Raw genomic sequence first — 18,603 nt, forward strand, 5'->3', positions numbered from 1 at the left:
AAAGACGAATTTCAAATTACTGGGGGGTTCAAGATCAATTTGTTAATAGGAGCCTGACTTTTGGGAGCCAAACTCCCTATTAACAAATTTTAATCCCATGAACATATCCGATTTTTATACGGTCGCCGATACGTTTACCGGCATTCTGATTGTATTCTTTCCCTTTGTTAAACAATCACGATACAAGTATCCGATGATTTAAATGGCTGTACAAGTACAAAAAAATGCCGTTGTCATATAACAAATTTATATATATGTTCTATTTAAAATTCTAACTAATTGATTATTAATTATTTAAAAAATTAAGAGACAATTAATTGCGATAATAATTTTATAAAAAATTATAAAATGGCCTGATTTAAGGTCATTTTTAACTAAAAAAAAATGAAAATAATTTAAAACGGACTTAAAACATCCGGATTTTGAAGGTAGGAAGTGTCGGTTAGGGTATTTAAAAAAGCAATCAGACTTTGCTTTTGACGACGATTCAATCCCAGCTTCCTAATAAAACCATCCTTGTTTTCTGCAAAATGGCCTCCTGAATTGTAGTGCTCTATAACTTCTTCCAGGGTTTTAAAGCGACCGTCATGCATATAAGGTGCTGTCAAGGCGATGTTATAAAGTGTCGGAGCCTTGAATTTGCCATTATCATACCGAACTCCGGTGATCCCGCCTCTTCCTGTGTCCTTAAAATCATCCAGACTGGCGACAGTATCAATGCCATTGTTGAAATAATCATTTGCCATCATCAACGGAGCAGCGTGGCAATGAAAACACTCTGCATCCGGGATCAGGACATCCACATTAAAGTATAGATCATGTCCTTCTTGTTGATCCGCATCAAAAAACAACTCACCCCGTATTTGTTTTTGGTAAATTGAATTGCCACCGGTAAGAAGAATTCGCTCAAATTGGGCAATGGCTTTAGTTGCCAATTCCTTACTGATTTCTGATTTGGAGTTAATCCCAAATGCCTTACGAAACATGCCTGGATATGTTGGATGTCGTTTCAGTTTTTCAATTACGGATGGCCACATTTCATGCATTTCTACAGGATTTTCAACCGGTTGAGCTGCTTGATCTGCTAAAAACGCAGCGCGCCCATCCCAAAATAGTCCTTTATAGAAATAAGCCGTATTTAATATGGTCATACTGCTTCTGGTGCCAAGACTGCCTCCAACACCCGGGCTGACCGGAAGATTATCGGTAAATGATTTTCGTGGATCATGACAACTTGCACAAGCTATGGTGCTGTCTAATGAAAGGATTGGATCGTAAAACAAATGTCTTCCCAGCTGAACGCCTTCTTTGGTCAGTGGATCTTCCGTTGTGAAGGGCAGTTGGGGCATTCCCTGCGGTATAACATTAGAATAGGACTCTGGTACATAAGGGATCTGGCTGAGATCATCCATCCCTTTAACCGGATCCTCATTACAGGCACTGAACCAGTAAAAACCTGCCAATACAAGGCTAAATTTTACAAATCGGTTCACCTGATTTGAATTGCAGCTTTATATCGGTCAACAAATGCAGTCATAATGTCGCTGGAATTATGGATTTGAGGGTTGCTGGCTATATCCATGCCCGTTCCATTGATTTCAAATATTTTCTTAAAGTCTATGTCCATATAAAGGGTCGCGGTTTCTGAATTTTCAATGTAAAAATCTTTTACGCCCGAAATATTCCGCAGTGCAATATCAAAACCAGCGTGGTAACTAAAACTAAACGAATTTCCATTGTTCAGGATCCCTTCGGTTTTAGAAAAAATATAGGAATTCCAGCCTGCCCAATAATGGGTCCCTTCTCCAAGCGGTGAGGATGGACTGTAATCAACAGGTTTTGTTTTATTTTGAGCTGGATTTACACCAATATTAAAAGAAATGCCCTTGTAATTTCCTCCGGGTACTAAATAACTCAAAGTGAGTCCATCAATTGCATCTTGTAAAGTCAAATTATGAGCTAATATTGACACGTAATCCACGTCTTTAAAAATTACGGAACGGCTTTCCCCGATTGCAGTCAAGTCACTCAGAAAAAATTCTGCTTTGGTAAACTTAATAGAACCGTTTCCAAAATAATCGTATGAATTGCCAAGAAATAAGGGAATTCCACCATACGTTGCCTTTATTACAATTTGAAGGGTTCCATAACCACTTAAATCCTTCTCATCGCTACAAGACATAAAAGAAAGTAAAAACACTAAAAGCGAGCTTATTTTTTTCATACTATGTTGTTATATGCTTATAACGAACAAGAACGACAATTAGTTGATTAAAATAAGGCGAAATCTTTCAAAACAAGCATGATCTTTATCAGATCATTTTTGGTTATTTTCGGTTTTCTTTGATTCAATGTATTTTTTAATAATGGCTTTTACCTGAAACGAAAACTCCTTATCCAAAATCCAATAAAAATATTTTGATTCCTTTAGCCAAACTTGTTCAAATGTTTGACCAACAAATTTTCCAAAATTGAATACAATTTCACCCTGCTCGTTATAACGCAGGCGTTGTGTGGCATCCAATGTTTTTAAGTCATTGGTAAAATCGTGCAAGGCTTGTGTATCTGGTTTTACCGGAGCGGCAATAAATTCATTATCGTCTCCATGATAATCTTGTCCGGCATATCGCTCCAACTGGCCTTCCAGAACGCGAACTGTGGCTCTGATATCAATCAATGCATCGTGTGCATCAATTAATTCTTCATTGCAATAAAATTGGTACGCCGCTTTGAGAGTTCGAGGTTCCATTTTATAAAAAATTCGCTGAACATCTATTTGTCTGCGCTTATCTAAGTCAAGATCAAATCCATAGCGTGCAAATTCTTCGGCCAGAATTGGAATATCAAATCGATTTGAATTATATCCTGCCAAATCCGCATCGCCAATAAAATCATACAGCGATTGGGCCACATCCTTAAATGTTGGTTGGTTGGCTACTTGCTCCGGACCTATGCCATGAATAGCCAATGCTTCCGCTGCAATAGGAATTCCAGGATTTATAATCATAGATAATTCTTCAGGAGGTGCTCCACTTTTGAAGTACTTAATCATTGCAATTTGTAATATGCGGTCCCTTATAACATGCAATCCGGTTGTTTCTACATCAAAAAATATCAAATCTCTATTTAAGCTGAACATTCTATTGTTTTTCTTTATTAAAATAGCCCAATTTTTTAGCTTCCTTTTCAATGCCATGTAATTGGACAGGCCGCACTTTTTTACGCAATCTCATATTTAAAAATTCGACCAGCAACGAAAATGCAATTGCGAAATAAAGATATCCTTTAGGTATGGTACCAATTTCACTTTCGCCAACATGGAGATGGGCCAGATGAGAACCCTCTGCGATCAACATAAACCCGATCAAAATCAAAAATGAAAGACCCAGCATTTGGATGGTTGGATGCTCATTTACAAATTTACCAACCGGATTTGCAAAAGCTATCATTATCAAAATAGATGTAATTACAGCAATGATCATCAACCACAATGCCCCATGCAATCCATTGGTCATTCCAACAGCTGTTAATATTGAATCCAAACTAAAAATGAGATTAATCAAAGAAATTTGAATAACAGCATTTGTTAAACTCAATTTTTTAATTCCACTTCCTGCATGATCCATGTCATTATCAGATTCCAGTTTGTGGTGGATTTCTGTAACACTTTTATACATTAAAAAAATACCTCCAACGATTAATATTAAACTTTGGATTGAAAATCCTGCATGCAACCATGTTTGATTTATAATAAATAATGGTTCCTGCATTGCAGTTAAAAAACTTAATCCGAATAATAAGATAACCCTCAAAACCATAGCAGCCAAAAGACCAATCCGGGTCGCTTTCTTTTTATCTTCATCATTTAATCTGGCAGCAGTAATCGATATAAAAATAATATTATCAACACCTAAAACTATTTCTAAAAAAGTCAGGGTGAGAAAACTCATAATAATCTCGAAACTTCCAAAATCAGGTATTTCAAACATCGATCAAAATTTTAATTTTTATTGAATAATCCGATAACCGGTCAAAAATAGATCAAACCTCCGTCTTTCATACAAAAATAAGCCAGTTTATGTTGGGCTATCTCGTTCATCCAACAAACTTATTTGGAGAATACAGATATACCTTTAAATTTGCAAGCTGAAAATGGGTGTTTAGCTCAGTTGGTTCAGAGCGCCGCCTTGACAGGGCGGAGGTCGGCAGTTCGAGCCTGCCAACACCCACCAGCACTTACAATACCGGACCAGTATCTTTTCTTTTTGGTTTTAAATTTTTAGGAAATATTTAATGGATTTATCCTGTTCCTGCTCTACGATAAAAATATAAAAACCAGCCAACAAATTTTGGACATCCACAATCAACGAATTACGAATTGCAAGACCGTTTCCTTGAAGTACAACTTCTGATTGCGCATTTAATATTTTCCAGTTTACTGCTGATTCATCAAATGCATTGAGTTTTATCAAAAGTTGTGAAGTTACCGGGTTAGGGATCAGTTCAATGGGGCGAATTTTTTTAAAGACGTCACTGTTTTTTGTAACTAGAAATCGAATGGTGTCAGACAATACGCTGTGACATTGATTTGAATCAATAATTTCAACCTGATAAATTCCTTCTTTCTTAGCAATCCAGGTATTTATGATGCTACCACCCAACAGGTTTCCATCTAGAAACCATCTGTAACTTGTATATCCCGGTGTAGCCACCAAGGTATCATTACTCAAAGTTATAGAAGGCTTTTCAGGAATCGGGAATACCGTGATATTAACCGCTTGTGAAAAATAAGATTCACATCCTAAACTATCTAGGTAAGTAAATTGATAATTTCCTGGTTCATAAATCCAGAGCCTCTTTACATTTGATTTAGTTATTGAAATACCATCCCGATACCATTTATAAGAAACAGCTCCCACTGGATCGCAAGCAATTAATAGTGCAGAATCTCCTTTGCAAAAAGAGGTAATAAAAGGGGTGGTTATGCATGAAGTATCGGGAACTTTTAAGCTGGTTGTTACGATCACAATGCTATCACAGGTTTGTGTAGCAAAAACAATGGTATCAGAGCCTAAACCATTTACATCACAACTAAAATATTCAAGTTGAGTAATATTGGCAGGTGGATTTTTTATAGTAAATGAGGAATTTGCCAAACATCCATTATACAATACACTCAGTTGATAAGTTCCTGCATTGAGATTTTTTAATTCAGCAAGTGTATCTCCGGTTGACCATTTAAATTTTGTATTTAATGGATCCTGCACATCCGATTTTGCTTGCCCATTGGCTTCTCCAAAACAGATCGGATCCGTGGTGATTACATTTACTTTTAAATTGCAGGTGTCTGAAATTTTAAAAATACTGCTCGTATTTACGTCTGTAAAATACAAGTCACCTTTTGCATCTTCCCCAAAACTAGCTAATGCATTGTCTGTAAAATTATACACCAATTGATTTGAATACGAGGTATCCGAAGTTCTGTTGATGAGCCAAATTTTACCAACACAATAATCCGCATAGAAGTACTTTCCATAAAGGGATGGATAATCCGATCCTCTATATACATACCCGCCTGTAATCGATGCACAATTCACTCCGGGATCTCTTGCATATTGATGAATTGGAAATGTATAGGCGTTTTTTAGTAAACATCCTGTAGTGCTATTTTCTTTATTGCCTTCCCAACATTTCCAGCCATAATTTCTTCCAAACGGGGAACCATAGGCATCAAAATCTACTTCTTCCCAGGTTCCTTGTCCAACATCACCAATCCATAAATCCTGGGTGAGCTTATCAAAACTAAAACGCCAGGGGTTTCTCAATCCGATTGCCCAAATTTCTGGCAAATAGGCTGTATCATTTACAAATGGGTTTGATTTAGGAATTTTATACCGTGAAGCAGTATCTATGTCAATTCGCAGCATTTTCCCCAACAACGATTTTTTGTTTTGCGCATAATTCTGGGGATCTCCTGAATTGCCTCCATCGCCCATGCCAATATATAAAAAGCCATCTTTTCCAAATTTTAAACAACCACCATTGTGATTTACATAAGGTTGGTTAATTGTCAATATTACTTGTCCGGAATTTGGGTCAATCTTATTCTTATTGGTAGCCGAAACCTTATAACGCTCAATAACGGTTTGTGCAGGTGAGGATCTCGATATGTAATTCACATAAATAAATCCAGTAGAGTCATATTTTGGATGAAAGGCCAAACCCAATAATCCTTGTTCACCGCTAAATCTAACTTTTGTGGTGATATCTAAAAAAGGAGAATCAACCAACTTACTATTTTCAATGATTCGGATTTTACCTCCTTGTTCGATAACAAATAATCTGTCATCATTGCAATGCGCCATTCCCACGGGTGCAGTAACACCAGCTATGTATTTGCTAACGCGAATTCCGTTTTGAGCTTTTGTTATATTAATAATAATAAACAATGCAAAATAAATTGCAAAGAATTGTTTCATATGTGTTCTATTTTAATTTTGAATTACAAGTCGTTGGACTTCAGAGCTATTCTCTGAATTAAAAACTTTTACAAAATATACTCCCGCCGGCATGGATACGTCCAACTGAAGCAGATCCTGATTTTTCCGGGTTAACCATTCCGTCTTATAGAATAAGGAACCATCCAGAGAATATATATTTATAAATAAATTACCCAAACCACTTTCGTTTCTAACAATCAATTGTTGATTAACGCGCATTGGATTTGGAAATACAGTAACCAATTTCTTTTTAATTGTATATTGATCAACTGCTGTGAGTCGAGGAACATTAAATACAAAACTTGCTTTGCAATTTCTGGAATCTGTAACGACAACACTATAGGATCCCGTCCGCAAATTTGTTATGATTGAAGATCTTGATCCATTACTCCATAGATAATTATAAGGTGGAGAACCACCATTGATTACAATACTGATTGCACCGCTATTGGTTCCATCATCTTTAATTATGGTAGTATCTTTAACAATAATCTGAGGCCACCAGCTGAGATGAACTCTAACGACGCTATCGCATGAATTGCCAGCACCTCCATCAATAATTACATCATGAATTCCTGGTTGATCAAAAAATTGACCGTTTAAAGAAAATGTTTCTCCAAAACATACCGTATCAAATCTTACCGAGTAGGCTCTTGATTTCGAACCTACAAAAATACAATCTGTACCAAGGCATCCATTCGAACCGGTAACCGTTACGCAATACGTACCCCCGGTATCAATTGGTAAGATGCCGGTGCTATCATTTGTATTCCATTTATAAGCTAAAAATGTTTGAGATAATTGAATAAACTTTATGTCTCCAGTACAAACGGTATCCGGACCAATTAAAACAGGTGAAGGGGCTGTTGAATTGCTAACTGCTATACAAGTTGATCCGGTACAACCACTAATATCTGTCACCGTCAGGCAATAAGTTCCAGAACTGCTAATGGTTAGTATCTTACTGGTGTCTCCAGTTGACCAACTAAATTTTGCATACGGGCCACCATCCAGGCGAGTGGTTTGTCCTGAGCATACAAAATAAAATCCATCGATAACCGGCTTAAGAGTTTCAGTAAAACTAATTTTGATTTCATCCTTATTAATACAGTAACCGTTACTTACTTCTCTACTGATTACAAAAACTCCAAATGAATCTACGGATATTTTAGTTTGATCACTCAAAGGGTTTTCGAATGAAACCTTACCCGGTCCACTTACTTTTTTCCATACTCCGGTAGCATAATTTCCAAAACTGGAGATCGAACCCTCAAATCCACAAAAACTTAAATCCGGACCAGCAGAAACCAAAGGTCTTGCATGAAATTTCACCGGTTGGTAATTTGAAAAACTCAAACAGGGATGATTGTAATTAACATCGCGATTGGGCAAGGCCCGTCCTACCACCCGTGAAACGTAATATTGAATTTCAAATTTGAATTTGGCAGGATCAAATGGAAATAATCCATTGGTACTTGTTTTAAGTATAGAGGCTTTTGGGTTGATTGGATTTGAAAATAATATATAAACTCCAACATCTCCCGGATCTTGAATTTCAGGTCCACTAAATTTTACAGTAAAATTCTGACCTTCACATATATGAATTGAATCTGTTGGCATGGCCCCCGCTTGCGAATTGCAACCACAATTTTCAGTACCGCTAAAACTTGCTGTACAACCTCTGGAATCCGTGATTTCAAAATCATAGCCGGAACGACATAAAAAAGTATCCGAAACAAAACTTGAAGTAACTGAATCAATTTTACCGCGACCCTTGGTGACACTATAAGGCGGTACACCTCCATTCACTTTAAAACTAACAGAATATGCAGAATCAACTTTAATTTTATGAATGAGTTCATCACTTAATGTTAAAGCCGGAGTAATCTGAAAAACCAAAAACGAACTGTTTGTGGTATCGCATATGCTGATTGCTTTTACTTTTAATTGATAAATTGCCGGTTTAAGATTTTGTATGTTTATAAAACTGTCAGTCGTTGTTTGAAACAGGGTATCATTGATAAACCATAAATATCCGGAGGCTCCGGTAACGCGTTTAATTGAAAATATATGATCCTGATTGTCTGGACAAAAAGATTGATCTCCGTTAATCATTCCGGGTTCTTCCAATTCAAAATTCTTTTTGCCAATTCTAACTTTTATTAAATAATCACACAAATCACCCATGCAACCATTTAATACCAAACTATATTTATCGCCAATTTTAAAATTAGTCCCACCAATTTTAAAATGCACTTCATGGCAGGTAGGTGTACATGATATGATATTTGCAGGATCTCCACCACAGCTTGACCAAATGGCAGCTTGCATTCCAATAAATTCTTCACCGTTTACTTCAATTCCTAAACAATTCATAGGAAAAATTTCAAATTCAATGGTATCTGATGGTGCAACAAATGAAAGCCATCTGGCATTTGTAGTGAATCCAGAAGAATCACAAAGAAAAACCTGTGAATTCGTATCTTTTACTGCAAGGGTACCACAATAACTATTTAAACCAAGTGTACTGCAAAATTCAGGTGCATCTTTACAAGAACGGGACGCCAGAGGTTTATCACATTGAGAAGGATTGTAAACAACGACACGAAACGGTGCAATTTCCAATTCAAAATCTGTTATGATTGGATTAGTTATGCGTCCACTGTAATAACCCTCATCGGATTCCGAAACCTGAATCAGTTCATAGGTATTTCGGTTGCTGATATAAACAATGCTGGTATCCTTAAACCATTTAAAATTATTATCTGACAAACCTGGATCAACACCTGTATTAATCACATAAGTATTTCCAGAAGGAACAAAAATTACAGAATCTAATTCTATAGGATCTTGTGGTTTAAATGAATAATAATATCTTTTATGAATTTTACTTAATGGGATTAAGTCATCAAACGTAAATTTATTTCCGTAAATAACAAATCCAAAGGGTAATTGATTTCCCCAGGTGGTTACAGTGCTATAATCCGGAATTTGATCAAATCCATTATTTTCAAGCCTTAGACTATTTAAAGGTGCAGCACGTAAATCAGGTACTAATCCAACAAAAAAATTATCACTAAACCAAGCATGATTCAATTTCGTCATGCTGCTAAAAGAAGCTGGCAATTCGCCCGTTAATAGGTTTTGGTTTAAATACAATTCTGTAAGATTAACCAATTGACCCAATGCAGAAGGAACAACTCCTTCCAATTTATTTTGATGAAGATCTAAAATAGATAGTTTGGTTAAAAATCTCAATGAAACCGGAATCGTTCCAGATAATTCATTAAAACTCAGATTTAATAAAATGAGGTTCAATAAATTTCCCAAACTGGAAGGAATGCTTCCATTAAAATTATTTTTTGCAAGTGCTAAAAATCTTAAAGAACCCAAATTTCCTAATTCAGTCGGAATCTCTCCATTGAAAAGATTATCTTCCAGAGCGAGATCTTCTAAACTCGATAAATTGCCAATACTGGATGGAAGATTTCCAGATAATTTATTTCCAAATAAATGAAGCAGTCGCAAGCCACTTAAATTTCCTAAACTGAAAGGAATCTCTCCTTCAATATTGTTGTTGGGAAGATTGATGCTCTGAACACAACCCATGGCATTTAAACTTACCCCAAACCATTGGCTCATAGGCGTATTTAATTGCCAGGTATTACTCCAATTCAGTCCACCAGCCGCATTGTAAAATTCAACGAGAATCAAGGAATCCTCTTGCCGGTTGCATGCACAAGCCATTGTAGATTCAGCGGATACATTTCCTTTCTGTACTGAAACAGGGAATGACCAACAAGCCATTAACCAATAAAAAAGCGTAACAATCTGCATTTATTTATGACGAAACTAATTCCAATGATTTCAAGGTATTAATAACTTAAGCAAGCCTTAATTGAGTAAATTTAATTAGAATATTCAACACGCAAGCCAAATTTTCTATTGAACTTGTCTAAAATGTCAATCAGTTGAATAGGTCTTGAGATCTAAAAATTAAGGTACTATATAAATAAATATATTATTTAATATATATTATATTGATTTATAATTAATTAAATTTCAATATTCAATTAGGAACCCCGTATTGATTTAGATTCTAAAGCTTAAAAAGGCTAATAGGCCTTGCTGGAATTTCGAACAGAAGAAAATTAGAACTTCATTGAATTTGACTGTCAAAAGCTCGAGTCACGGATGCAATTTGCTCCGTAAAAGCAACCTATTGGGCATTGTAGGTTGAAGAAATCAATTATACCATAAATTGACTTCGGGCTCCAAATGCAGACCAAACTTCAAATAAACATCCTCTTGAATTTTATTTGCCAATTGAAGGATATCCTCTCCGGTAGCCTTTCCTAAATTGATTAATACCAATGCCTGTTTTTCATAACATGCGGCCTGATTCATCCGTTTGCCTTTCCACCCACATTGTTCAATAAGCCATCCAGATGAAAGTTTAACCAATCCTGTATGGTCAGGGTAACCCGGCATTTCGGGAAATTTAGATTTTAATTCATCAAACTGAATTTGGGGAATAGAACTGTTCTTAAAAAAACTGCCTGCATTTCCAATTTGTTTAGGATCCGGTAATTTTGATTGGCGGATTTCGATCACTGCAGTACTTATATCCTGTATCGTTGGATTGTCAATCCCCTTTTTAGCAAGCGTTTCTTTAAGATTTCCATATTCTATTTTTAAGGTTGGAATTTTAGAAAGCTTTAAAGTGATCCCACTTATAAAAAACTGATTTTTTAATGTTGTTTTAAACAAGCTGCTCCTGTATCCGAATTCACATTCCTGAATGCTGAATACTTTTTTAGTTTTCTGTGGTAATAAATATCCTTCTACAGATTGCAGTACATCCTTTAATTCTACCCCATAGGCTCCAATATTTTGAACAGGTGCTGCACCAACTGTACCGGGTATTAGACTAAGATTTTCAATTCCTGAAAAATTTTTTAAAACCGACCAAATTACAAACTCATGCCAGTTTTCACCTGATGCAACCTGAATGGTAACATCCTTGTCTGTTTCATCTACTATTTGAATTCCTTTCAACTTATTGACCAAAATCCGATCGTAGCTATTACTTAACAGCAACACATTGCTTCCTGCACCTAAGATCCTGTAAGGCTTTGTAAAATCTGTATTAACAAGATCACTTACATCGTTAATTAATATCAATTCCTTACTTACTGCGTCAATCCCAAAACTATTATATTCTTTTAATGAATGCATGTTCAAATTTATAAAAAGCTTTATACATCTGTTGTTTCCAATTGCAATTCTACCAATGACTTATAAATTCCATTTGGTTTTTGCAATAAAGTTTCGTGGCTGCCGCTTTCCTGAATTTGGCCCTTTTTTAATACATAAATACAATCCGCATCTTTTATTGTAGAGAGTCTGTGGGCTATTAAGATGGATGTTCGTCCTTCCATTAATTTATCAAGTGCATCTTGTACAAGTCGCTCGCTTTCTGCATCTAGTGAAGAGGTTGCTTCATCCAATATTAAAATAGATGGATTTCTTAAAATTGCACGTGCAATAGCAACACGTTGCCTTTGTCCACCACTTAACTTGATACCTCGTTCCCCTACAATGGTTTCAAATTTATCAGGAAATGAATTTATAAATTCCAAACAGTTTGATTTTCTGCATGCTTCCATTAATTCTTCCTCAGAAGCGTTTGGTTTTCCATATAAAATATTTTCACGAATTGTACCTCCAAAAAGTAAAATTTCCTGAGGTACTATTGCCAGATTTTTTCTAAAGGCAGTTAAATTATAATCTGAAACTGGTTTACCATCCACTTTGATTACTCCGTTATCGGTATTATAAAACCGCATTAACAGTTGGATTAAAGTTGATTTTCCAGCGCCACTGGCCCCGACAAGTGCTATGCGCTGACCGCTGCTAATATCAAATTGAATGTGTTTCAATACTTGAAATTCCGGTCTTCCAGGATAGGAAAAACTAACATCGTCAAATGAGACATCGCCTTTAAATCTAAGTTCTTCAATTGACTGATGATCCGCTATATTAATTTCCTGATGGCGATCCAAAATATCCTGGATACGCTCAGTTGCCCCAATCGATCCTGCAAGTGCTGTATATAAATTTCCAAGTCCTGCGATGGCGCCTCCAATGATCCCGGTATAAATTATAAATGAGAACAAATCACCCACTGGCATTGTGCCTTTTTCAACCATCATAGCACCTTCCCACAAAATAAAAAACAAACCCCCAAACAATACCGTTATGATAAATATAAAAAACAAACCACGCATTCGTGCATAATTCATTGATATAGCAATCATTTCTGAAATTGAATTTGTAAATCTTTTTATTTCAAAAAATTCATTTGTAAATGCTTTAACTGTCTGGAATGATTGAAAACTTTCTTCTACAATTATATTGGTGTTTGCCAAACTATCCTGCCTCTTTCTGGATAATCCCCGGATATATCTTCCAAACAAAATGCTTGCAATCACGATTACGGGAAAACTCAACAACATGATCAGAGCCAATTTCGGACTCATCCAGGCCAGAATAAAAACACCACTGATTAAAATGACCAATTGGCGAATAAATTCTGCAAGTGTTACTGAAAAAGCTGATTGAAGCTGCTCGACATCTGCAGTAAGTCGACTTGTTAATTCACCGACACGGTGAGATTCAAAATAACTGAGATCCTGGCAAATAAGCTTTTCATATAGAGAAGATCTTACATCTGCGATGCCTTTTTCGCTGACAACTGCAAAACAGGTTGTTCTAAAATAAGAAAGTACCCCCTGAATAATTAATATTACCAGAAAAATTAATCCAAACTGATTCACAGGGATATTCCAAGTCCCTTTTCCAATGGCGGTGTTTGCCATTTCGCCAGCTGCAGCGGGAAATATCATAAACATAGAGCTGCTGATGACCAGACAAACCATCCCAATGATAAAATACCACCGATATGGTTTAATAAATCGCAATATGCGATAAGATTTCAAAAATCCTTCCTTTGTTATTTTTTGTCTAGTTGCCATACACAGCAACTAACACATTTGCAGGTAAAGTGTTTAGCATCCGGAACATTCTTATATAGGATCAAAAAAAAAAGAGCTACCTGGCAGGTAGCTCTTTGATTTAATCTATTTATTTAAACTCTAAATTTTTTCAAACTTATACCGAGAGACTATTTTATTATTATAGTAGAGATATACTACGTAGGTACCAGCTTTTAAATCTTTTACCGCCATTGGTATTTTATTGTCACCGATTTCCAACGATGCTGCTGCTTTCACAAGATTATTGTTACTTAAATCTGCAATTACCAAGGTAGTAGAAGCTTTGATATTACTTTTTACTGAAACCATGATGTCTTCGATTGCTGGATTTGGACTTACATCATAAATGACAATCAGTGAATTACCGGGCGTACTGATTCGTGTACCCACTTTAATCACTTTAGTTATTGTACACACTGCACCATTAATCGAAACTTTAAGTGTGATTGTATACTCTCCAATTTTTCCGAATGTATGCACCGGATTCAAATCAGTCGAATTGGTTCCATCCCCAAATTCCCAATAAACTCTATCGGGTCTGGCATTTTTAAAATCTGCCTGAAATTTTACAGTTAAATTATTTACAGAAAACTTAAAATCAACATTGCAAGGATTTGGATTTACTCTTGAACCAACTTTTACCAATTTGGTAATCTGACAAACAGTTCCATTTATTGAAACGTATAATGTAACTTTATATTCACCAGCATCTTTATAAGTATGGCTGGTATTCAAATCTGAAGAAAAACTGCCATCACCAAAATCCCATGAAATTTTATCGGCTTTGGAGCCTTTTAAATCTGCCTGAAATTTTGCAGACAAATTATCAGTTGCAAAATTAAAATCAATGTTGCAAGGATTTGGATTTACTCTGGTTCCAACTTTAATAACTTTTGTAATTTGACAAACGACTCCATTTATTGAGGCATACAAGGTTACTTTATATTCTCCTTCTTTTGCATAGGTGTGAGAAGTGACTAGATCTGATGCATTGCTTCCATCACCAAAATCCCAAGAAATTTTATCTGCTTTAGCTCCTTTTAAATCAGCTTGAAATTTAGCCGACAAATTATCTGTTGAAAAAAGAAAATCAATATTGCAAGGATTTGGTGGTGTAACAACACCATTTACATGAATCCAGGTATTGAGTATAACAGTGCACAATTCACCCTTAATCGTTGTAGTTACCAGGTATTTTCCTTCCCGGGCGTAAGTATGTTTAACATCTACACCGGATTCGCCGGTACCGTCACCAAAATCCCAACGGATATCAGTGGCTTTAAAATCAAAACCTGCATTAAAAATAAAGCTATTTGGGCTTGAACCTGATGGGTTTGGGATACTTGAAATATTGACCTTTCCACAACAGTTATTTGTCCAATTTGTCGTTGGATTGGGAGGTACTGGAAATTTAACATCGACTTTCAGACTAACTCGAGACTTACAAGTTGATGTTGCTATTACTAATGTAACCTCGTAAGTACCTGGGCGACCGTATTGGTGTTTTATGTCAGCCCCTTCTCCGGATTGACCATCACCAAAATCCCAATAATATTTTGCATCACTGTAAAGTGTAGTGACATGAAATTCTGTCCATCCGTCTTGGTTTACTGTAAAAGTAAATTTACCATCACATGGAGAGCCTCCAGAAGTGTTTTTAGCACAGATCACAAAATCAAAACGTTCTTCACCAACTTTGGCAACTGCCTTTTGGATCAGCGGCTGAGGCTGACAAGGATCTACCACTTGAATTTGGTAAACCTGCAAGCGGTTTTGGTTTAATTCAAATTTATACTCATAATTGCCATTGGGATCCGTTTGTAATTTTACAGCTATTCCGCTGGCATCAATAATAGCAACCGGCCAATCAGCCACTACCTCTTTATTTGTATTGTAGACAGTCCCAACAATTTTATAAACCTGGGTCTGGCTAAATAAGGTAAAAGATGAAATAAGTACTAAAAATAAGGTCTTTAAGTGCTTCATATATGAAATTTTGAATAAAATAAACTTGTCAATATAGATTACGAAGGTAGCAAGAAAAGGTTGCTTTGAACCTGTTAAAATCTTGAATTTTCTACAAAAAAAAAAGGTCCGGACTAGCATCCGGACCAATAAACCAATCTCATGAAAAGGTATGAAAAGACGAAGCATCTTTAATCGACATTATCGTGAAGGAATGAATTTTCCTCCCGGATTTCCGGTTTATTGTCCTCATCCATGACCATTTTAATTCTGGACGTGTTGAGTTCAGAGGAATGATTCAAATTATCCAGACGTACGTTCCTTCGTTCATATGCTGGAATGTTTTCTGCTTCTGACAAATTCTTTACATCTGTTAGTGCAGGTCTTTGGTTATTGTAACCAGGATTTCTTATGTTTAAAATTGGATTTACTGGTTCCTCCTTCTTTTTAAAATGATTGAAGGAATTTGCACCCATATCAAATAAAGAAGGTGAGTTTACTTTTTTAGCTTGTAAATCATCCGAATCTTCAAAATCAAAAACACGTGCGCTGGCAACATCTTCAAAAAGTTCTGAAACGCCATGTTCTTCTTGATCTAAATTTATTTTTTGCGCATTAGATTGGGAATTCCGGTCCTTGTAACCAGCTCCAAAACCTGTTGCAATTAAAGTTATGCTGATCTGGTCATTCAAACTGTCATCTACACAGGAACCCCATATCAAATCGGTTTCATAGCCCGCTTCTTGCTGGATATATTCAGTGATTTCTCCAACTTCGTCCATTGTAATTTCTGGATTTCTGCCGGTAGTTATATTTAATAAGATATGTTTCGCTCCCCGAATGTCGTTATCTTCCAACAGTGGTGAATTCAATGCACTTTCAACTACTTTGCGGGCTCTATCTTCTCCCCCTGCGACCGCTGAACCCATGATAGCCACCCCACTATCTTTCATTACAAAATTGACATCTTCAAAATCTACATTGATATAACCTGGAACCGTAATGATTTCTGCAATTCCTTTTGCTGCAATGGCAAGTACATTGTCTGCATGACTAAATGCACTGGACATTGGCAAATTGCCATACATTTCCCTAAGTTTATTATTTGATACTACAATAAGTGCATCAACATTTTGCTTCAATTGCTCAAGGCCATCATGAGCTAATCTACCCCTTCTTGGGCCTTCAAATAAAAAGGGCAATGTGATGATTCCCACTGTAAGAATGCCCAATTCACGTGCAATCTTCGACAAGATAGGCGCAGCACCTGTGCCCGTACCCCCACCCATTCCAGCGGTAATGAACAGCATTTTAGTATCCCCCTGCAGGAATGATTTCAGGTCTTCAACCGATTCAAGACAAGCTTGTTTGCCTACCTCGGGATTGTTTCCAGCTCCCCGTCCGACAGTTAATAAAGGCCCTAATTGAATTTTAACAGGTACCGGACTAATATCCAGGGACTGCTGGTCTGTATTGCAGATGGCAAAATCGACTCCACGAATTCCCTGGCTGTACATATGCGTAACGGCATTTGTTCCTCCACCCCCTACTCCGATGACTTTGATGATAGAACCGATACTCATATTATATTTTTCAATATCTGTTTGTGGTGTAAAGATATGTAATTACATATTAAAAATAAAAATAAATTATAGTTTTTTTTTATATATAATTTATTTTAATCCTAAAACTCATTGTCTGGGTTCTCTTTGAAAAAGGTAAAGAGGGAATCTTTGATTTTTGTATTGATTTTTCCCATCCAACTCAGTTCTTTAGACTGGTTTGCTTGGGGTTCCACTTCAGCAAATACCGGTTCGTCGTCTTCCTGCAGATCCATAATCTCTGCCGTAGTCTTGCGCTCGGGTATTTCTACCGGTAGATGTGGCGTAACCCTTTTTAGTGCATCCGACAATATCCCAATTGCGGTTGCATACGAGGGATGTGCATATTCCTGGTCAAACAATGAAATTTTATTTTCAAGTGGTTCTCCAATCCGGGTAGAAAGACCGGTTTGCAATTCCGCCAACAATTCAATATCTCTTAATTTTGATCCTCCACCTGTTAATACCATTCCGGCAATCAAACTGTTTTCAAAACCACTTCGTCTGATTTCCCACATTACATATTCGAATAATTCCTCCACACGTGATTGTATGATTCGGGCTAAGTTTTTCTCTGAAATTTCTTTTGGTTCACGCCCCATGAGTCCGGGTATAGTAATCACGCGATTATCCACAATTTCATCAGCCAAGGCCGATCCAAAACGAACTTTTAATTTTTCAGCTTGCTCGGGCAACACACTGCATCCAACTTTTATATCTTTTGTAATTACATTGGATCCTAAAGGAATCACAGAAGTATAGCGAATAATTCCTTCAAGGTGAATTGAAACTTCCGTAGTACCTCCACCCATATCGACCAATACAACTCCGCCTGCTTTTTCTTCTTTTGATAAAACAGCATCCGCAGTAGCCAAAGATTCCAAAATAAATCCAGAAACACTTAAGCCCGCTTTATCCACTGCACGCATTAAATTTTCCAAGGCATCTGAATTTGCTGTGATGATATGAAAATTTGATTCAAGACGAGAACCCGACATTCCAATTGGGTCCATGCAAGGATCATTATGATCAACCAAAAATTCTTGTGGCAACACATGCAAAATTTTATCACCATGTGCCAAAGGAATTTTATACATATCCTGACTGAGCCGGTCAATGTCTTCTTGTGTTATCTCCTTTTTAGGATCGTCCCGATATAAAACACCCTGATGGTGCATACTTTTTATATGATCTCCTGCAATACCTACAAAAACTGTTTCAATCAATTGCTTTGACTTTTTCTCAGCAAGATCAATGGCATCTCCAATTGCTTTAGCAGTTTTATCAATATTGGTTACAACTCCACGAACGACTCCATCACAGGGTGCTTTCCCAGAACCCAATATTTCCATTTTACCGAGGATGTTTTTCTTGCCGACAATTGCAAGCACTTTATTTGAACCGATGTTCAGTGCAACTACGATTTCAGGATTCGGATTGAGTATGGTTTCCATAATACAAATTTTAATTTATTAATAT

11 protein-coding genes and 1 tRNA gene are annotated in these 18,603 nt (G+C 36.4%); 1 reads left to right on the forward strand and 11 read right to left on the reverse strand.

The window, feature by feature from the left end; all coding sequences use genetic code 11:
- Positions 1-395 precede the first annotated feature (395 nt).
- From IPJ80_01990 to IPJ80_02005, 4 genes are all read right to left on the reverse strand, one after another.
- Positions 396-1,493 carry a cytochrome C peroxidase gene (locus IPJ80_01990; protein ID MBK7912251.1) on the reverse strand — a complete coding sequence of 366 codons (1,098 nt, stop codon included), beginning with the start codon at positions 1,491-1,493 and terminating at the stop codon, positions 396-398.
- Positions 1,490-2,224 (reverse strand): hypothetical protein, encoded by a 735-nt coding sequence (locus IPJ80_01995; protein MBK7912252.1) that lies wholly within the window; start codon positions 2,222-2,224, stop codon positions 1,490-1,492. Before IPJ80_01995 ends, IPJ80_01990 begins: the two co-directional genes overlap by 4 nt.
- 93 nt (positions 2,225-2,317) lie before the next feature.
- The gene (locus IPJ80_02000) at positions 2,318-3,139 is read right to left on the reverse strand and encodes a 3'-5' exonuclease (GenBank protein ID MBK7912253.1); all 822 of its coding nucleotides are present in this window, start codon (positions 3,137-3,139) and stop codon (positions 2,318-2,320) included.
- A 1-nt stretch (position 3,140) separates the two neighbouring features.
- Positions 3,141-3,989, reverse strand: a complete 849-nt coding sequence (locus tag IPJ80_02005) for a TerC family protein (GenBank protein MBK7912254.1) — start codon at positions 3,987-3,989, stop codon at positions 3,141-3,143.
- A 165-nt stretch (positions 3,990-4,154) separates the two neighbouring features.
- On the opposite strand from IPJ80_02005, the gene IPJ80_02010 reads away from it, so the two are divergent.
- Positions 4,155-4,232, forward strand: a tRNA-Val gene (locus IPJ80_02010).
- A 39-nt stretch (positions 4,233-4,271) separates the two neighbouring features.
- On the opposite strand, the gene IPJ80_02015 is transcribed toward IPJ80_02010, so the two are convergent.
- From IPJ80_02015 to ftsA, 7 genes are all read right to left on the reverse strand, one after another.
- Entirely contained in the window at positions 4,272-6,479 is a 2,208-nt protein-coding gene (locus IPJ80_02015; protein ID MBK7912255.1) for a PQQ-dependent sugar dehydrogenase, read from the reverse strand.
- A gap of 12 nt (positions 6,480-6,491) precedes the next feature.
- Positions 6,492-10,337 (reverse strand): T9SS type A sorting domain-containing protein, encoded by a 3,846-nt coding sequence (locus IPJ80_02020; protein MBK7912256.1) that lies wholly within the window; start codon positions 10,335-10,337, stop codon positions 6,492-6,494.
- A 408-nt stretch (positions 10,338-10,745) separates the two neighbouring features.
- Complete coding sequence (gene murB, locus IPJ80_02025) at positions 10,746-11,738, reverse strand: UDP-N-acetylmuramate dehydrogenase (protein MBK7912257.1); 993 nt, start codon at positions 11,736-11,738, stop codon at positions 10,746-10,748.
- Between the two features lie 20 nt (positions 11,739-11,758).
- Positions 11,759-13,537: an ATP-binding cassette domain-containing protein gene (locus IPJ80_02030; GenBank protein ID MBK7912258.1), complete on the reverse strand. Its 1,779-nt coding sequence runs from the start codon at positions 13,535-13,537 to the stop codon at positions 11,759-11,761.
- 120 nt (positions 13,538-13,657) lie between these two features.
- Positions 13,658-15,544: a PKD domain-containing protein gene (locus IPJ80_02035; protein MBK7912259.1), complete on the reverse strand. Its 1,887-nt coding sequence runs from the start codon at positions 15,542-15,544 to the stop codon at positions 13,658-13,660.
- A gap of 170 nt (positions 15,545-15,714) precedes the next feature.
- The gene (ftsZ, locus tag IPJ80_02040) at positions 15,715-17,106 is read right to left on the reverse strand and encodes a cell division protein FtsZ (protein MBK7912260.1); all 1,392 of its coding nucleotides are present in this window, start codon (positions 17,104-17,106) and stop codon (positions 15,715-15,717) included.
- 101 nt (positions 17,107-17,207) lie between these two features.
- Complete coding sequence (gene ftsA, locus IPJ80_02045) at positions 17,208-18,578, reverse strand: cell division protein FtsA (GenBank protein ID MBK7912261.1); 1,371 nt, start codon at positions 18,576-18,578, stop codon at positions 17,208-17,210.
- Positions 18,579-18,603: the final 25 nt, after the last annotated feature.

The organism is Saprospiraceae bacterium (genome assembly GCA_016714025.1).
Classification (GTDB): domain Bacteria; phylum Bacteroidota; class Bacteroidia; order Chitinophagales; family Saprospiraceae; genus Vicinibacter.

Excerpts from the sequence above, each read along its gene's own strand:
- IPJ80_02015 (MBK7912255.1), bottom strand. The coding sequence starts at position 6,479 with ATGAAACAATTCTTTGCAATTTATTTTGCATTGTTTATTATTATTAAT.
- IPJ80_02005 (MBK7912254.1), bottom strand. The coding sequence starts at position 3,989 with ATGTTTGAAATACCTGATTTTGGAAGTTTCGAGATTATTATGAGTTTT.
- IPJ80_02000 (MBK7912253.1), bottom strand. The coding sequence starts at position 3,139 with ATGTTCAGCTTAAATAGAGATTTGATATTTTTTGATGTAGAAACAACC.
- IPJ80_01995 (MBK7912252.1), bottom strand. The coding sequence starts at position 2,224 with ATGAAAAAAATAAGCTCGCTTTTAGTGTTTTTACTTTCTTTTATGTCT.
- IPJ80_02020 (MBK7912256.1), bottom strand. The coding sequence starts at position 10,337 with ATGCAGATTGTTACGCTTTTTTATTGGTTAATGGCTTGTTGGTCATTC.
- IPJ80_02035 (MBK7912259.1), bottom strand. The coding sequence starts at position 15,544 with ATGAAGCACTTAAAGACCTTATTTTTAGTACTTATTTCATCTTTTACC.
- murB (MBK7912257.1), bottom strand. The coding sequence starts at position 11,738 with ATGCATTCATTAAAAGAATATAATAGTTTTGGGATTGACGCAGTAAGT.
- IPJ80_02030 (MBK7912258.1), bottom strand. The coding sequence starts at position 13,537 with ATGGCAACTAGACAAAAAATAACAAAGGAAGGATTTTTGAAATCTTAT.
- ftsZ (MBK7912260.1), bottom strand. The coding sequence starts at position 17,106 with ATGAGTATCGGTTCTATCATCAAAGTCATCGGAGTAGGGGGTGGAGGA.
- ftsA (MBK7912261.1), bottom strand. The coding sequence starts at position 18,578 with ATGGAAACCATACTCAATCCGAATCCTGAAATCGTAGTTGCACTGAAC.